This is a genomic window from Cytophagales bacterium, from assembly GCA_019456305.1.
Lineage (GTDB): Bacteria > Bacteroidota > Bacteroidia > Cytophagales > VRUD01 > VRUD01.
This window is the reverse complement of the sequence record VRUD01000012.1, coordinates 15,112-31,299: the sequence shown is the minus strand read 5'-3', so window position 1 is coordinate 31,299 and position 16,188 is coordinate 15,112. Positions and strand designations below refer to the sequence as shown.

The 16,188-nt window shown below is 38.3% G+C and carries 12 protein-coding genes and 1 pseudogene; 7 read left to right on the top strand and 6 right to left on the bottom strand.

The features are described from left to right. The first annotated feature begins 120 nt into the window (after positions 1–120). The 5 genes and pseudogenes from FVQ77_04120 to FVQ77_04100 all read left to right on the top strand — a co-directional run bounded on the left by FVQ77_04120 (position 121) and on the right by FVQ77_04100 (position 7,780). Positions 121–4,122, top strand: coding sequence for a T9SS type A sorting domain-containing protein (locus FVQ77_04120; GenBank protein MBW8049520.1), 4,002 nt, complete (start codon positions 121–123; stop codon positions 4,120–4,122). A 292-nt stretch (positions 4,123–4,414) separates the two neighbouring features. Next, entirely contained in the window at positions 4,415–5,746 is a 1,332-nt protein-coding gene (locus FVQ77_04115) for a Fic family protein (GenBank protein ID MBW8049519.1), read from the top strand. Positions 5,747–5,773: 27 nt separating this feature from the next. Beyond that, a pseudogene (locus FVQ77_04110) lies at positions 5,774–5,929 on the top strand (ATP-binding cassette domain-containing protein). Positions 5,930–6,061: 132 nt separating this feature from the next. Beyond that, entirely contained in the window at positions 6,062–7,312 is a 1,251-nt protein-coding gene (locus FVQ77_04105) for a T9SS type A sorting domain-containing protein (protein MBW8049518.1), read from the top strand. 249 nt (positions 7,313–7,561) lie between these two features. Continuing rightward, positions 7,562–7,780, top strand: coding sequence for a hypothetical protein (locus FVQ77_04100; GenBank protein MBW8049517.1), 219 nt, complete (start codon positions 7,562–7,564; stop codon positions 7,778–7,780). A gap of 86 nt (positions 7,781–7,866) precedes the next feature. Here the strand turns inward: FVQ77_04100 and FVQ77_04095 are convergent, their stop codons facing one another. The 4 genes from FVQ77_04095 to FVQ77_04080 all read right to left on the bottom strand — a co-directional run bounded on the left by FVQ77_04095 (position 7,867) and on the right by FVQ77_04080 (position 12,267). Further along, positions 7,867–8,436: a chemotaxis protein CheB gene (locus FVQ77_04095; protein ID MBW8049516.1), complete on the bottom strand. Its 570-nt coding sequence runs from the start codon at positions 8,434–8,436 to the stop codon at positions 7,867–7,869. A gap of 84 nt (positions 8,437–8,520) precedes the next feature. Continuing rightward, positions 8,521–9,363: a protein-glutamate O-methyltransferase CheR gene (locus tag FVQ77_04090; GenBank protein MBW8049515.1), complete on the bottom strand. Its 843-nt coding sequence runs from the start codon at positions 9,361–9,363 to the stop codon at positions 8,521–8,523. A 186-nt stretch (positions 9,364–9,549) separates the two neighbouring features. After that, a complete protein-coding gene (locus FVQ77_04085; GenBank protein MBW8049514.1) occupies positions 9,550–11,175 on the bottom strand; it encodes a two pore domain potassium channel family protein in 1,626 nt (541 codons plus the stop codon). A gap of 75 nt (positions 11,176–11,250) precedes the next feature. Continuing rightward, positions 11,251–12,267 (bottom strand): threonine aldolase, encoded by a 1,017-nt coding sequence (locus tag FVQ77_04080; protein MBW8049513.1) that lies wholly within the window; start codon positions 12,265–12,267, stop codon positions 11,251–11,253. Positions 12,268–12,516: 249 nt separating this feature from the next. Here FVQ77_04080 and FVQ77_04075 point away from each other — a divergent pair, with 249 nt between their 5' ends. After that, entirely contained in the window at positions 12,517–13,470 is a 954-nt protein-coding gene (locus FVQ77_04075) for an ornithine cyclodeaminase family protein (protein MBW8049512.1), read from the top strand. A gap of 356 nt (positions 13,471–13,826) precedes the next feature. Beyond that, entirely contained in the window at positions 13,827–14,789 is a 963-nt protein-coding gene (locus tag FVQ77_04070; protein ID MBW8049511.1) for a threonine/serine dehydratase, read from the top strand. Between the two features lie 29 nt (positions 14,790–14,818). On the opposite strand, the gene FVQ77_04065 is transcribed toward FVQ77_04070, so the two are convergent. Both FVQ77_04065 and FVQ77_04060 read right to left on the bottom strand, forming a co-directional pair. Next, on the bottom strand, positions 14,819–15,043 hold the full coding sequence (locus tag FVQ77_04065; protein ID MBW8049510.1) for a hypothetical protein: 225 nt from the start codon (positions 15,041–15,043) through the stop codon (positions 14,819–14,821). A gap of 78 nt (positions 15,044–15,121) precedes the next feature. Beyond that, positions 15,122–16,153, bottom strand: coding sequence for a type IX secretion system membrane protein PorP/SprF (locus FVQ77_04060; protein MBW8049509.1), 1,032 nt, complete (start codon positions 16,151–16,153; stop codon positions 15,122–15,124). Between the last annotated feature and the right edge of the window lie 35 nt (positions 16,154–16,188).

The window sequence follows — 16,188 nt, the reverse complement described above, 5'->3', positions numbered from 1 at the left end:
TTTAACAGGTCGCTCCTACGGAGCTTATTGCTGTATTGACATTTTTTCTACAAACAGGTCGTCCCTACGGGACTAATATTGTTTATAAAGGCGGATAGTCATTTAAACAAAAATTATCCTATGGTACAAAAAATCTTACTACTTTTATTATTGTTCATAAACCAGTTGTTTGCCTGCTACACACATGGCTTTGGTTGGAGCGGAGAGTGTTTTGCACAAGCAATCCGCTCAATGGGGGCTGCTCCTTCAGTTGCACCCGATACACAATACAAAAATTATTTTCAGGAAGCATATCTTAATTATCCCGACATACCCGGGGGATTATTAGAAGCCATTGCCTATACCAATACCCGAATCAGGCATATTATCCCTGCCAGCCCCTCCCTCCCCCCTCTAACTCCAAGCCCCCCTGAATCGGAGAACCGGAGAATCGGAGAAACGGAGAACAGGAAAACGAAGCGATTCACCGATTCACCGATTCACCCATTCACCGATTCGGTAAGGAATAGTGGCAGGAGGGATTTAGGGGGGACTGCTCTAAGCTGCACAGGTCTGCCTGCTTACTACGGTGTAATGGGGCTTGTGCTGGATGGTAAAGGATATTTTAGAAATAACCTGGAGCTTGTTTCAAACCTTTCAGGAATAGCTGTAGAGGATATTATCAACGACCCTCGTCAGAATATTTTGGCTTATGCAGCGGCATTTTCGTCACTAATAAACTCCAAAAATATTCACACTGCAAATCCAGTGGATTATATCACAATTATTGTTGAGTTGAGTGAATTACACGTGGATTCAAAAATCGCGCGCCCCGAGAACTCGGTGGTAAATCCAAAGGAGATTCCTCGCTCAGCCATTCCCATTGGCTCCATCCCTCAGGCTGGCTCGAAAGCCACTGGCTTTCGCCCTGCCCGGAATGACAATACGGTTAATGATTTTGCAATTAATTCGCATATTTATTCAGTATTGACTTTATTGAATGATAGTGAGTTTTGTTCAGCATTTAATATTCCGGATCATAACATTAACCTGCAAAAAGTTTTTGGAAAGAACAATTACCGTGTCTTATCTTCCAAAGAAGTAATGATCAACAATAATACGGTTACCGGTGATGATAATATTCAATATAAGATCAAATCACCAAATCAACCGTGCATAGATTATCCAGGTGTGACTTGGGTTCCGGCCGACCCCTCCAACTATTCTTCAAGGGCTGGTACACTAATTTCTGCTGTTGTTATTCACGATATTGAAGGATCTTATGCGGGAGCCATTTCCTGGTTTCAGAATCCGGCTGCTAATGTATCTGCTCACTACGTATTACGTTCTTTAGACGGACAGATCACGCAAATGGTTTGCGAAGTTGATAAAGGCTGGCACGTTGGTTCAGAAAATCCATATACCATTGGGTTGGAGCATGAAGGATATGCCGGCCAGCCCGGTTGGTACACACAGGTAATGTACCAGGCTTCGGCAGACCTTGTAAAAGATATCTGCAATGACTACGGGATTAATCCTTTAAGAACGTATTCCGGGCCTGCCTGTTCCGGCAGCAGCTCAAGCTGCCTGCTTGGGGGATGTATTAAAATCAAGGGACACCAGCATTATCCAAATCAAACGCACACCGACCCGGGTATTTACTGGGACTGGAAATATTTTTACCAGTTGATCAATGATAGTATGGTTGTTACTACCTACACGGCCTCATCCGACACATTTTATGACAGCGGAGGGCCGGCTTCCAATTATGCTGATGATGAACGATCCTTCTGGCTGATCAGCCCGGCCGGAGCTGCTTCGGTGACTCTAACCTACCTTTCTTTTGACCTGGAAACAGACTGGGATTACTTGTATATTTATGACGGAACCACGGTAGATGATCCGCTGACAGGCGTTTATACCGGCACCAATTCACCCGGGACGATCACTGCACAAAGCGGCTCTTTTTTGATCGAATTTCGTTCGGACTGCAACACCAACAATCCCGGCTGGGAAGCTGCCTGGACATCAGACACGATTCCCCTGGCATGTCCTCTACCGACCAACCTCACTGAAAGTAATATGGCTGCTTTTACCACAGACCTGACCTGGGACACTGTGGCAGGTGCATTGGGGTATCTTTTAAAATACAAACGAAATCTTGATGCCTCCTGGACTTACGTAAATGTTTCATCCAATAATTATACCCTGACAGGCCTTGCCTCCAATGCCATTTATTACTGGCAGGTTTCTACATTGTGTGTAGCTGATTCTTCCGGCTTTGGTGGTTCCTCCTTTAACACGCCTGCTGCCCAATCACAAACAACAACATTATGCTCGGGTTTATTCAGAGATTCAGGCGGTGAATTGGGAACCTATTTCAATAATGAAGACCATCTATTTACCATTTCTCCTGCTGGCGCTGCTTCAATCACTGTGTCCTTTACTTTTTTTGATATTGAATTGAATTGGGATTATTTATATATACATGACGGCCCAGGTACAGCCTCGCCACAAATTCCCGGAAGTCCTTTCACCGGTACCAATTCGCCCGGTACCATCGTTTCTTCGGGCGGTGATATTACCTTCAGGTTTACATCAGATGGTTCAGCAGTAAACCCGGGTTGGGATGCCATTTGGAGCTGCAATTTAGACTCTGTTGACTTTTTGCCTCCCGCCACATCAATCAGTAATCCGGGTTTTTTTGAAACAACCGATTTCATGGCAACGTTTACGGATGCAGATAATCCCGGAGGCAGCGGCCTTGATCTGCAATTTTACCAGGCGCTTGATCTCAATGGCGTTGAATGGAGAGCCAATGACAATAATGGTTTCTTTAATGACCATTTTGACATTGCCATTCACCCGGATTGGACGGATACTGCCGGTATCTGGGTGATCAATTCAGGCGCCATTCATCAAACGGATGAAAGCCAGGGAAATACCAATATTTATGCTTCATTAGCTCAGGGTTCTACACAAATATATTTGTACCACTGGCAGGCAAACATGAACGGCTCAGGTGTTAACCGGAGAAGCGGCATTCATTTCTTCTCTGATGACGGCTCGCTGCCCAACAGGGGAAATTCATATTTCGTGTACTACCGCGTTGACCAGGATAAATGCCAGATCTATAAAGTAACAAATGATACCTGGGCCATTCAAACCAATGACCCCTGTATTTTAGACCCCGGTGTGTGGTATGACTTTAAGGTGATCTTTAATCCTGCCACAGGGGAAATAAAGGGGTATCGTGATGATCAACTCGTATCTTCGTGGATTGATCCTTCACCATATTCTACCGGAAGTTATATATCATTGAGAACAGGCAATGCCAACGTGATGTATGATGACCTGAAAGTATATAAAGTTAGGGCCAATTCCGAATTGATCACCCTTGGCTCTGCAGCTGCCAATGACATCAGGTTTCAAAATGCAGGCCCGGCCACACCATCCTGTAAAATAGTCTCTATTGTGAAAGATTCGGCAGAAAATTGGTCTGCCCCTGCCGGATTAAGTGTAAACATAGACTGGACTACACCTGCTGACATTGCTGCTATTAACGATGGCGCTGCTGCCGATATTGATACCACCTACATTGCCGGGGAGCTTACCGCTAACTGGGCCCCTTCAACCGACACCAATTCAGGTATAGCAAAATACCGGTATGCCATAGGTACTATGCCCGGAGACAGCGACATCGTTGGCTGGACAGATAATGGTATAGTTACTTTGACAGATACCGGCTTAACCCTGATCGTTGGGCAGTCCTATTATTTTTCTGTGAAGGCCGAAAACGGTGCAGGCCTGTTGTCAAATATTACTTCCTCTGACGGGCAGGTATTTCAAAACCCCACTGCTATAAATGAGTTTCGGGTTTCGGGTTTCGGGTTACGGGTTTATCCGAATCCTTTTGATGAAAGCATTACTATTTCATACCGGTTGAACGAGCCGGGACATATTGTGCTGAATATTTTTGATTTGCCGGGTAAGAAAATAGCTATTTTGGTTGATCAGTATCAATTTGCAGGGGATCATATGATTGAACTTGATGATAACGTAGTAAAAATGATGAAAGGGGTGTACGTTTTAAAATTGAGTAATGGCGTGAGTTCCGGGTATGTTAAATTGATAAAACATTAGAAAACGATAAACAAAGGGTATTAAAACGCCCTTTATACCAATCGTCAGACTGTGCATTAACCTCTCACTGTTTATAATTCTCACTATTAACTTTCTAAATCCAAAAACAGAAATCCTAAATACTTTTTTAATATCTTGCAGGTGTTGATGTACAGACTCCCGTTGCGGTAATTCAAAAGTAAAGAGAGAAACCGTCATTATTTCCAAATTATTTAAAAATCAGGACATTTTAGGAAAAATCACTATCTTTGCATTATTTCCAAATTTTTCATAAATTAGGACATTTTAGGAAATGAGAAAAACTGAACACCCCCCTGCTAGCTGGATGAAATACAGATACATTAATGAAGGAATTAAACTGCTTAGGGATAGTACGTTTCAGTCATTAATAAAAAATATTAATGAAAGGTACCTTTACTGGGATGAGGTAAAATATCAAAAACTGCAGCAAAAAAAGGACGCAAAAATTCTATGGGCAGCAATCAAATTCAGTCGTGCGATTCATGCCAAGCATTTGAAATTTGGGAAATATAATTTCAAATTCAATTTAACCGATTTTATTCAGAAAAAGCTTCACGAATTCGATTTAAATATTGGAGGTCAATTGGGAACAAAAAGCGTAATCCCAAAAGAGGATAAAAAAAGATACCTGATTAGTTCTATAATGGAAGAGGCAATTGCTTCAAGCCAAATTGAGGGAGCCGTTACTACCAGGAAAAAAGCTAAAGAAATGCTCAGAAAAAGTAAAAAACCAAGAAATAAATCTGAGCAGATGATCGTAAATAATTACTTAACAATTAAACATATAGCTGAAATACAAAATGAGTCTTTAACCATTGATAAGCTATTTGAAATTCATGAGTTAATTACAAGTCGAACATTAGACGACTCAAATGATGAAGGAGCTTACAGAGAAAATAATGACGTAAATGTAATTGACGCAACAGACGGTGAAATTATTCATACTCCACCTGATTACAAAGAGGTGCCAAAACTAATGGAGGAGTTATTTTCCTTCTTTAATGAAAAGAACAATGATCAATTCATCCATCCAATTATTAAAGGGTGTATTATTCATTTCATGATCGGTTTCATTCATCCTTTTGTAGATGGAAACGGAAGATGTGCAAGAGCATTATTCTATTGGTTCTTACTTAGAAGTGGTTATTGGTTGACTGAATATCTTTCTATTTCAAGGCTAATCGTAAAAAGCAAAACTCAATATGCTTTATCATTCATCCATAGCGAAATAGATGAAAATGACTTGACTTACTTTATTAATTACAAGCTAAAAACTATGAATTTAGCTTATGAAAGTTTAAGAGAGTATATTCAAAGAAAAATTAATGAGAAGAAACGATTTATACACTTTCAACGAATCAAAGGACTTAATGAACGCCAGGCAATGATAATAAAATGGATTTATGAGGAACCTGATATATTACTAACTGTAAAGGAAGTTGAAACCAGACTTAACGTATCTAATCAGACAGGGAGAAATGATTTAACAGAACTTGTTAACAAAGGATATTTGGAAATTATACAAACGAATAAAAAAACCAAAGCTTTTTATATGAGTCCGGGTTTTGAACAATTAATTAAAAGAGAACTACCTACAACATAGTATAATGCTATAAAACTATTTATTCAAATGATCACAGTTTCGGATTTAAGAATTCAATTTGGTAAGAGAGTGTTGTTCCAGGATGTGAATATGAAATTTACAGCAGGAAATTGTTATGGAGTGATAGGAGCAAACGGTTCGGGAAAATCAACACTTTTAAAGGCAATTTCGGGAGAAATTGATACCGCTTGTAACAGAATTATTGAACTTACTCCTAAGGGTATTATTGATAAAGTAATGGATTACGATGAATATATTGCGGATAAAAAATTAATGGTTTAATGAGCAAAATAAAGGCTCTTTTATCCTTACAATATGAAATCAATAAATAAATACAGATTTACTACTTTTTGTATATTGCAGACGTTGGTTTTAAATTCAAGTTCAAAAGATAAAATCTGTTCAAATTCTATGAACCCTCTATTTCTCATCTGTTTTTCTTTAGCAGCGACTCTCTGCCTCGGTCAACAAACGATTAATGACACCATTACACATGATGGATTACAACGATCATATATTTTATATGTACCTGCAACATATTCACCTGGAAGTCCAGCTCCTCTGGTAATTAATTTCCATGGTTATACCAGCAATGCCAATCAGCAGATGTTTTATGGTGACTTCCGCATGATTGCAGACACTGCGGGCTTTTTATTAGTGCATCCAATGGGTACGTTGGATATCAATGGACAACCTTACTGGAACGCTAATTGGGGCGGTATCGTTGATGATATCGGTTTTACTGGAGCATTGATAGATTCTCTTGCTTCAGAATATAATATTGATCTTAACAGGGTTTATAGCACCGGCATGTCTAATGGTGGATTTATGAGTTATACGTTGGCCTGCGAGCTGAGTAATCGTATTGCAGCTATTGCATCGGTTACCGGAACCATGAATTTTAACCAGTCACTGTCCTGCAACCCTCAGCATCCAATGCCGGTGATGGAAATTCATGGAACTGCAGACCCTACTGTACCCTACAATGGCATAGCCGGCTCTATTGAATCTATTGATAATACGCTCGGCTATTGGGTGAGTTTCAATCAGTGCGATACCCCTGCAATTGTTACTAATGTGCCTGATATTGATACATTAGATGGTTGTACTGCAGAGCATCATCTCTATCAAAATGGTATTAACGGAGTAGAAGTAGAGCATTATAAAATAATTAACGGAGCACACACCTGGCCTGGGGCACCCATAGTAATTGGAACTACCAACTACGACATTGATGCCTCATTTAAAATTTGGGAGTTTTTTGCTAAATATGATATCAAAGGAAGAATTAGCTCAACCGGAATTGATCATTTGAACGAAAATGGCCTGGAGGTGAAGATTTACCCTAATCCTGCTCAGGATTTTGTAACGATAAAGTGGAATGAATCTACTATAATCTCAATTCGGGTCTTAAACGCGTTAGGTGTTGAAGTGAATAATATTGATGTAAACGAACAAAACACTACTAGTATTTCTATTCAAGGTTGGAGCAATGGAGTGTATTTTATGGAAGTAGATAATAATGAAGGGAGGCATGCTATTACCAAATTTATGATTGTAAGGTGAGAATGAATGAATTTGGGAATATCCGTGATCATGGTATATTCATCTAAGTAGCTTAAAAGCTTTCATTTATAAAAAATATAATCGAATTTATTCAGATTTGTTTTTTAGCAGAAGAATTGAAAAAAGAATACCTACAACTGATTAAAGAGCGAACGAAAAAAACTTTTCTATAATAGTAACGTAAAATTATTGACTCAAAAATTTTTAACAATTAATAAAATTCGTTATATTTACAAAAAACCAACTAAAATGGAACTTCAACTAAAATATATCACTGACCAGAACGGACATAACACAGCAGTTGTCATTCCAATGAAAAATTGGGAAAGATTTAAAAATGAACACGAAAAACTGCAAAACAAGATTAAGGTTCTGAATGGAATTGCAAATGCCCTTGATGAAGTAGAAGAAATTAAAAAAGGAAAGAAAAAGGGAAAAACTTTAAGAGAATTTTTGAATGAGTGTTAAGGTAATTTCAACTGAGAACTTTCAAAAAGAGGCAAAAAAACTCTTAAACTAAACAAGAAATAAAAAGGTTGATTGAAAATAGGAATTTATAACCTGTTCAAAAATTTAATGATTTCATTTACTTTGTAAATATGGTCAATTTCTGTTACATTTAATGCCGCTACAGGCATGGTATCTACCAAACATTCAGCCGGGTCCTGTATGATAGTTAAGCCGCCTTTGTCTTTTATTTTTTTCATCCCCGACGCACCATCTTTATTAGCACCTGACAGCAAGATCCCTATCAGTTTGTTTTTATAAACATTAGCGGCAGAATTAAAGGTGATATCAATGGACGGACGTGAGTGGTGCACTACTTTTCCTTTGGAAAGGAAAAATTTAAAACCGGGTTCAACCACTATATGATAATTTGCAGGAGCAAGGTACACATTCCCACTTTTAATAACTTCACTGTCAGAAGGCTCATAAACAGGTTTGGTTGATTTAATGGATAATGCTTCTTTAAAGCCATGCTTTACATCCTTCAGGCGGTGTAAGACCATGATAATGGGCAACTTAAAGTTGGCAGGTATCTTATTTAAAATTTTCAATACCATCTTAAAACTCCCTGCAGAGCCGCCTATCACGATTGCTTCATAACTATTGTTTGTATTCATTTAAATATATTTTCGAAATGTACAAATAGTTGTCCCCGAGTGGTAGAGACGTTGCAATGCAACGTCTCTACCACTCGGGGTCAGCTATTCTGCTATTTTTTTATAAACTTTTTCCCTGTAGTTCACTACACTGAATTTATTCGCTATTTCACACCATATCAAAGACTCTTGTTGTCCTATGATCAGATATCCGTTCATTTCTAAACTTTGGTGTAATAATTTTAGTACGTTATTTTGTAATTTCTGGTTAAAATAGATCATCACATTCCTGCAAATAATGAGATCAAATTTTGAAAAGGGTTTGCCGGCAACAAGGTCGTGTTCTTTAAATGTTACTTTTTCCATCAAAGACCTGTCCATCTTAGCCAGGCCATTCTCCTCTTTGTAATAATCACTTAATTTTGCTTTCCCTGAAAATTCCGTATAATTTTTTATGTAAATATCCATATGCCTCAAGGGAGGCGTACATTTTGAAGCTGTTTCTAATATTACGTGGTCAATATCAGTAGCTGTAATACGTGCAAAGTCTAATAATTCCATTTCCTTTAATAATATGGCAATTGAAACAACCTCTTCTCCTGTACAACATCCTGCATGCCAGATATTAATGATCTTTGGTCTCTGTATGATATCCGGAATTACATCGTCTCGCAGTATTTGCCACATGGATGGGTCTCTGAACATTTCGGTAACACTAACGGTAATTTCTGAGAGCACCTCTTTGAAAAAATTGATGTCATCCTGAATTTTTTTTGTTAACACCTCCACAGAATCCAGCTCATATTTTTCTAAAATTCTCCATGTCCTTCTTCTGAAAGAAGACATTGCATAGTTTGTGAAATCGTAATTGTACGTCTCTTTTATAGCGGAGGTGAGCTTCTCAAGCTCGGTAAATTCTATATCTATATCTTTGTCTTCGGGGTTCATCACAGATAATTTTCGTATCGGAATTTCTCACCCTTCGGGTGATCACCCGTGAGGGTGAAATATTTTAAATAAATAAATGTAATACATAATATATCTATTTAGCACTAATAATCAAATTACGAAATTATGTTCATTTTAATTATTCAAATTTAGCATTTTTTACAGAATTCCGCAAACAAACTACATTTAAGCCAACACTTGATTAATCAACGAAACAGTAAAGATAGTCAGCAGGAACCATCCAATAAATCCCTGGATAATGCATACATACCGGGCCAGTCCTTTGGTGGGTATCCTGCCAAATCCAAGGGTTGTAAAAGAGTTTAAAGACAGTGTCAGGGCATTTATCAAAGAAATTATGAATCCCAATAGCATAGATAGAAATGGCCTGAAATAGCCTTTGTTGTTCTTCCGGGTGAAGTCTTTGAAGTCTTTAATTAACCTGCTTTTGGAGGTTACATCCCATTCAGAAGGGAAGAAAAAGTAGAAAATGGCAAATATGAAAATCACATACATTGAAACTGTAATAGCTTTGGCAGGATTAGTACCGTGGTCAACATAAATTTTAAGAAGTTGTGCCAGTTTCCACCTGAAATAATGTTCAAAACCACCTTCGCTTTTGAAAATAAATTTTAATCGTTCAAGTTCAATATTCTTAAACAAAACCAGGCACTCATTGGCGTACTGAATTAAACCGGCTTGTTTATAATTATTAGACAAACTGTATAGAAACCGGGATACCTTTTTATAATAAGCCCAATCTGATATTATTTTTTCATGAGCCGGATGAACATAAAAAGAGTCAATTTTTATACTAAACCGGTCTTTTATTTGTGGCCACTCAATATCAATTACTTTTTCTGCAAGCTGAAATTTCGGAGTGAAACCATAAATTAAATGGTTACCGGTTGAAACGATGGAATTAAATTCTATGAGAAGAGTAATGTGCCCAAATAAATTATCATCCAAATAGAAATTATTGGTTTTGGCTCCGATGAAAACCTCGTGATTGGGAAAGAAATTTTCCTTGATACCATACCACTCATCTACGGATGAATACATCCGTATCATCTTATAATCTTTTGGAACCACTTGTTCTGATGCCCACTGCAAGTTTTTTTTGGGAAAATCGGATAAGTTGATTACCCGATCTTTAAGTATATAATCTCTGTTACCACTAAATGATAACCCATGCTTTGACCCTATCATAATTGTGATATTATCACCGAAATAAGAATCCTTAATCCAGGCCATTACAACTTCAAAGCTCAAAATTTTAACCCCACCCTTAAAAAAGCATTGGGATATATTAATTTGCCTAAGCGCCATTCCAGTTGAAATGCCGGCACGATCACGCGCAACAAATCCATCCATAAACAGATAATTGATCTTAACATTTTCCATTCTTAAAATATTTAGATTTGAGGCTAATACTTTCAGGGTATCGATTGCAATACCCTTCAAAAAAAACTCTGAAAGTTCTTGGTCTTCAGATTCTGAATTCTTAAAACTGATTGATTTATTTATTTCGATGTAACCTTCATCATCATATTTGAGCTTTTCCCTGTGGGTTTGTTTTAGATATTCCTGCGCGAGGCATACAGACGCTTGTTGACCATCCCGCGTAATTCCGGTAATGGCACGGGCTCTATCTTCAATGATCCTGATATTCTCAAAAGTCAGATTATAGTCATCATTTAGCACCCACTCGTCTAAAATATCTGCAAGGTCCATTTCCTTTTTGCCTTGAGCAAAAAGAGAATCAATAAAAAGTAATCCGATTAAAATTAAAATTAATATTAGTGCTTTCATGGTAGTGGATATTTTTAGATTAATTTATTATCTAACAGGGTGAATGGCAAGATTTAGTAGGTTTTTCAAAGGTCACTATAAACTTCTTAATACCTCAGAAACCCTTTCAAGCATCTCATCATCAAAATCCAGATGTGTTACCATCCTTATCGTACGTGAGTCCAGGTGAACTACTTTGATGTTTTCTTTTAATAATTTATTTTCAAAATCTTCACTATTCATGGTGTTGTTTAATTTAAATATGACAATGTTGGTGTAAACAGGCAAAATTTCTTCTACAAATGGAATTTCCACTAAAATATCCTGTAAAGCTCTCGCTCTTTGATGGTCGTCTTTTAGCCTGTCGATGTGATGATCCAGGGCATATAATCCGGCTGCCGCGAAATAACCTACTTGTCGCATTCCTCCTCCTAAAATTTTCCGGGTTTTCCGTGCTTTTTTAACAAAATCTTTATTTCCTAAAATGACAGATCCAACAGGACAACCTAAACCCTTTGATAAAACTATAGAAATAGAATCAAAGTATTGACCGAAATCCTGTGGAGAATCTCTTGTTTCTGCTAATGCGTTGAAAATCCTGGCACCATCAAGGTGAAATTTTAGTTCATTTTCCTTACATACCGCTGAGAGCGCCTTAATTTGTTCAAGTCTATAGTAATTACCACCTGTTATATTGCAAGTGTTTTCAATAAAGACCATTCGACTTCTGGCATACCAATCTGCAACAGACCTGGTATTTGATTTTATATCTTCCGGAGAAATGATCCCATTTGCGCCTTTTATCACTTTAATAGAAGCGCCCGAATTAGTAGCCGGGCCACCCCCTTCAAAATTATAAATATGTGCTGATTCGTCACAAATAATTTCATCCCCTGGTTGTGTATGGATCCTTATTGCGATCTGGTTGCACATAGTTCCGGATGGACAAAAAAGCCCGGATTCCATCTTAAATATTTTAGCCAGTTTTTGTTCCAGCTTCTTAACAGTTGGATCTTCTTCAAATACATCATCACCTACTTCGGCAGAGAACATTGCCTCCAGCATGGGTTTTGTTGGCTTTGTGACGGTGTCGCTACGCAGGTCGATTATCATATAGATTTACTTTTATTACCCGATGCCAATATACGAATAATAAAATGCTAATATACGAATGAATACTAATGATACTAATAAAGAAATCTATATTAAGAAGCAGAGTAAAAATATTCGTATCATTAGTCCCGCATATTTGCGGGATTAGCATTATACCCTATTCGTATCATTAGTATAAATTAGAATATTAACATTATAAGTATTCGTATAATTCGCATTCATTCGTATATTGGCCTCGGAGGAAATTTTATGAAAGTTGTTACCGTAAATGGGGAACAGGTGGCTGCCCACCTTTCTATGGGCAAATGCATAGATTTGATGGCCAATGCTCTAAAAACTTTAGCTGAAGATGCATCAATACAACCTCTACGTTCAATAATGTGGCTTCCTGGTAAAAAGGGATTATTGGGCATGATGCCAGCTTTTGAAGGAGATACCAGGATCATGGGAATTAAAGTAATAAGCGTATTTCCTGAAAATCAAAAGGCAGGTTTGAGTTCTCACCAGGGTGTCATTCTATTGTTTGACAGTAAAAACGGAAAGCTGCTCTCAATTATTGATGCAGAAGAAGTTACAGCTATCAGAACAGCAGCCGTCAGTGCAGTTGCTACAAGATCATTGGCGAATAAAGATGCCCGGAACCTGGCTATCTTAGGTTCGGGGGTACAGGCAAGCAGACACCTTGAAGCAATATCGTTGGTTAGAAAAATAGAAAAAGCTAAGATCTGGAGCCGTAACCACCAACATGCTGAACAGTTAGTAAGACATGAATCCGGGAAGCTTAATTTCAAGGTAGAAGCTTGCAAAACTGTACAGCAAACAGTTGAGGATGCAGATATTATTTGTACAACAACGGCTGCAAAAGAACCAATACTGTCTGGTGAATGGGTCAAACAAGGGGTACACATTAATGCAGTAGGCGCATGTACGCCTTCAAGCCGTGAGTTGGATTCTGAATTGGTTGTAAGATCAAAATTATTTACAGACAGGCGTGAATCATTATTTAATGAGGCAGGCGACTTCTTAATTCCTAAGAAAGAAGGGCTGATTAAAGAAGAGAAGATAGGTGGAGAAATTGGAGAAGTACTGCTAAGAAAAGTGAAGGGAAGAGAAAGTCGGGAGGAAATTACAATATTCAAGGCTCTGGGGCTGGCTGTAGAGGATCTTGCGGCTGGATATTATGTCTACAAAAAAAGCATTTGATTACTGCTTGATGCTTGATACTTGATACTGGATACTTGAAATCTTAAACAGTAGAAAATTATGAGTTACAAAAAATTTCAAGTCCCATCAGAGTCTCCCGCAATTCCTAAATTCAAATATACCACGATCTTAAAAAGGGGACTCTGATGGATATGGAATAGAAAGGACATTAAATAGTATTTGATTTCGTGTGCATCAGAGTCCCCTAATTAAGTTTTGGGTATATCTGACTGCAATGTGTTGACTTTTCGAAAACAGGCAGATATGAAGTTTGTAGTGGCGGGAGACTCTGATGAAACTGGAAAAAACACTGGGAAAAATTTTGCTACAGCAAAACAAACTAAATTCTTATAAAAATGCAATTACCCAACCCAATTCCAATTACGGCTATAAAAGCTGCTCAAAAAAATCTTGAAAGAAAGGTTTTCCGTACACCGCTTATTCGTTTTCATATTAAAGATTCACCGGCAGAAATTTACTTAAAACCGGAAAATCTGCAGCCTATAGGGTCATTTAAATTGCGGGGAGCGCTTAATGCTATGAGTATAGCTTCAAAACAACAGCTTTCTAACGGTGTTTATACTGCAAGTGCAGGAAATATGGCTCAGGGCGTGGCATGGGTTGCCCGGAATTTTAAAATACCTTGTCATGTTATTGTTCCGGACCACGCCCCGGAAACAAAATTGAATGCCATTAGCCGCTTAGGGGCAACGTATGATAAAATTCCTTTTGAGGTTTGGTGGCAGGTACTAGTTGACAGGAAATATAAAGACATGCAAGGATTGTTTATACATCCAGTAAGCGATCCGGCTGTAATAGCAGGTAATGGTGTGATCGGTCTGGAGATCCTTGAAGACCTGCCTGATGTTGATGCGGTGATCATACCTTATGGAGGAGGCGGTTTAAGCAGTGGTATCGCCTCTGCTATCAAAGCTACTAAACCTGATACAAAAATTTTTGCCTGTGAGGTAGACACTGCCTGTCCGCTTTCAGCATCACTCAAAACCGGTAAACCTGAAAAAGTAAAATATACTCCAACCTTTGTGGATGGGATGGGCAGCGCAGGTATCTTACCTGAAATGTGGCCTTTGGTAAGTAACCTGTTAGACGACTCGTTGGTTGTAAGTCTGAAGCAAATCGCTGATGCCATTAAACTGCTTGCAGAGCGTAACTGCATGATCGCTGAAGGTGCAGGAGCTGCCTCCCTGGCAGCCGCCCTCACAGGAAAAGCAGCAAGTAAAAAAATAGTATGTGTGATATCAGGAGGTAATATTGATCACGAAAAGTTGAAAAAGATATTGGATGGTGAGATTCCCTGATTTGAGTTATTAGCTAAAAAATAAAAAAATTAATAATAAATAGCGCTGTCGTATCGGGAGGCTTTGGTGAGGGAGTCGGCAAAATGGAAGTAGTAATTAGCTACAGTAGTGTCTCTATTTTGCGCTTTAACAGGAAAGCACATCATAAAATGAAGAATTATGAATGTTATAATTAATATGTACCGGCATTTCAATGTTTTCACCCCCGAGTACTCGGGGCTATGACGCAAAGTTTTAAATTTATCTCTATTCATGGTTTTTTTCTTAGCGTCTTTGCACCTTTGCGGTGAAATTTTTAATCAACTTACGAAATTATGTTCTTGTTTCATTAATTATTCTTGAAGATTGAGCCAGGGCAGGCGTTGTTTTTCTTTTTCTCCCGGCAGATGAATTAAATATGTGAAAGTAAACTCCGGATGTTCCGCATCAAAACTTGCCTGTTTTAATAAGGCTATTTTAGCATCGGTGCTTATCTCAAACATCCACTTATGATATCTGAGTCCTACCATGAACATTACCTCATCTTTGAATCCATACCAGGTTCCTAAATAATAGGTTGCGCTCCAGTTATAATATTTTCCAAAATGGAACCCAGCAGATGTACCAAGCGTTATTTCATCCCGCCTCTGGTTAGACAGGTTTGCTTGTTTGTGATACATATATAATATGGAGGGTGATAGCTCTATTCTGCTGCCTAAATATATTATTGCATTGCTGTGAAAAACAGGTTTTATTCCTGATTGGTCTATCTCTTTCAAATCACCCGGATGATACTCAATAAACGGATCTTTTGCCTTTAAAAAATGAGATAATGCGACCCCCGTGTAAAATTTCAACCATTGGTGAGGTGTATAAGACCACAAAATTCCAGTTTGCATATCCAATTTAGTCTCCTTGATCGTTCCACTGAATAATTGTTCATCAACGGGTAGTTTACTAAAATCCTTCGTAAACTGCAACATGCCCACTTGAAGTCCAAAGGATAGATAATGTCCTTCCCCCAGGAATTTAAACCATTCATTGAGCGGTACTAAATATGAACCGGAAAGCAAACCCTTATAATAATCCAGGTATCCAGCGCCTGCTTTATGATTCAACATGACCAATCCTCCTCCCAACCAACCTGATTTCAATTTATCCGGCTCAAATGGCATATCTACAGAAGCAGCCACAGTAGTAAAAGGAGAACTCAGGGTTGTCCATTGGCTGCTGTAATTTACAATACTCCTGATCTCACTTTTGATTATACCGGTTAATGCAGGATTTACACTTAAGGGCAAAGAAGTGAATTGTGATAAATGATGATTCTGGGCTTTTACACAGATTACACAGATCAATATACAGATTACAGACCTGCCCGCCAAAGGCTTACCTGCCCGCCCGCCTGTCTGGCGGACAG

Coding starts and splice junctions, on each gene's coding strand:
- FVQ77_04115 (MBW8049519.1), top strand. CDS start 4,415: ATGAGAAAAACTGAACACCCCCCTGCTAGCTGGATGAAATACAGATAC.
- FVQ77_04080 (MBW8049513.1), bottom strand. CDS start 12,267: ATGATAATCGACCTGCGTAGCGACACCGTCACAAAGCCAACAAAACCC.
- FVQ77_04085 (MBW8049514.1), bottom strand. CDS start 11,175: ATGAAAGCACTAATATTAATTTTAATTTTAATCGGATTACTTTTTATT.
- FVQ77_04065 (MBW8049510.1), bottom strand. CDS start 15,043: ATGAATAGAGATAAATTTAAAACTTTGCGTCATAGCCCCGAGTACTCG.
- FVQ77_04120 (MBW8049520.1), top strand. CDS start 121: ATGGTACAAAAAATCTTACTACTTTTATTATTGTTCATAAACCAGTTG.
- FVQ77_04070 (MBW8049511.1), top strand. CDS start 13,827: ATGCAATTACCCAACCCAATTCCAATTACGGCTATAAAAGCTGCTCAA.
- FVQ77_04100 (MBW8049517.1), top strand. CDS start 7,562: ATGGAACTTCAACTAAAATATATCACTGACCAGAACGGACATAACACA.
- FVQ77_04090 (MBW8049515.1), bottom strand. CDS start 9,363: ATGAACCCCGAAGACAAAGATATAGATATAGAATTTACCGAGCTTGAG.
- FVQ77_04075 (MBW8049512.1), top strand. CDS start 12,517: ATGAAAGTTGTTACCGTAAATGGGGAACAGGTGGCTGCCCACCTTTCT.
- FVQ77_04105 (MBW8049518.1), top strand. CDS start 6,062: ATGAAATCAATAAATAAATACAGATTTACTACTTTTTGTATATTGCAG.
- FVQ77_04095 (MBW8049516.1), bottom strand. CDS start 8,436: ATGAATACAAACAATAGTTATGAAGCAATCGTGATAGGCGGCTCTGCA.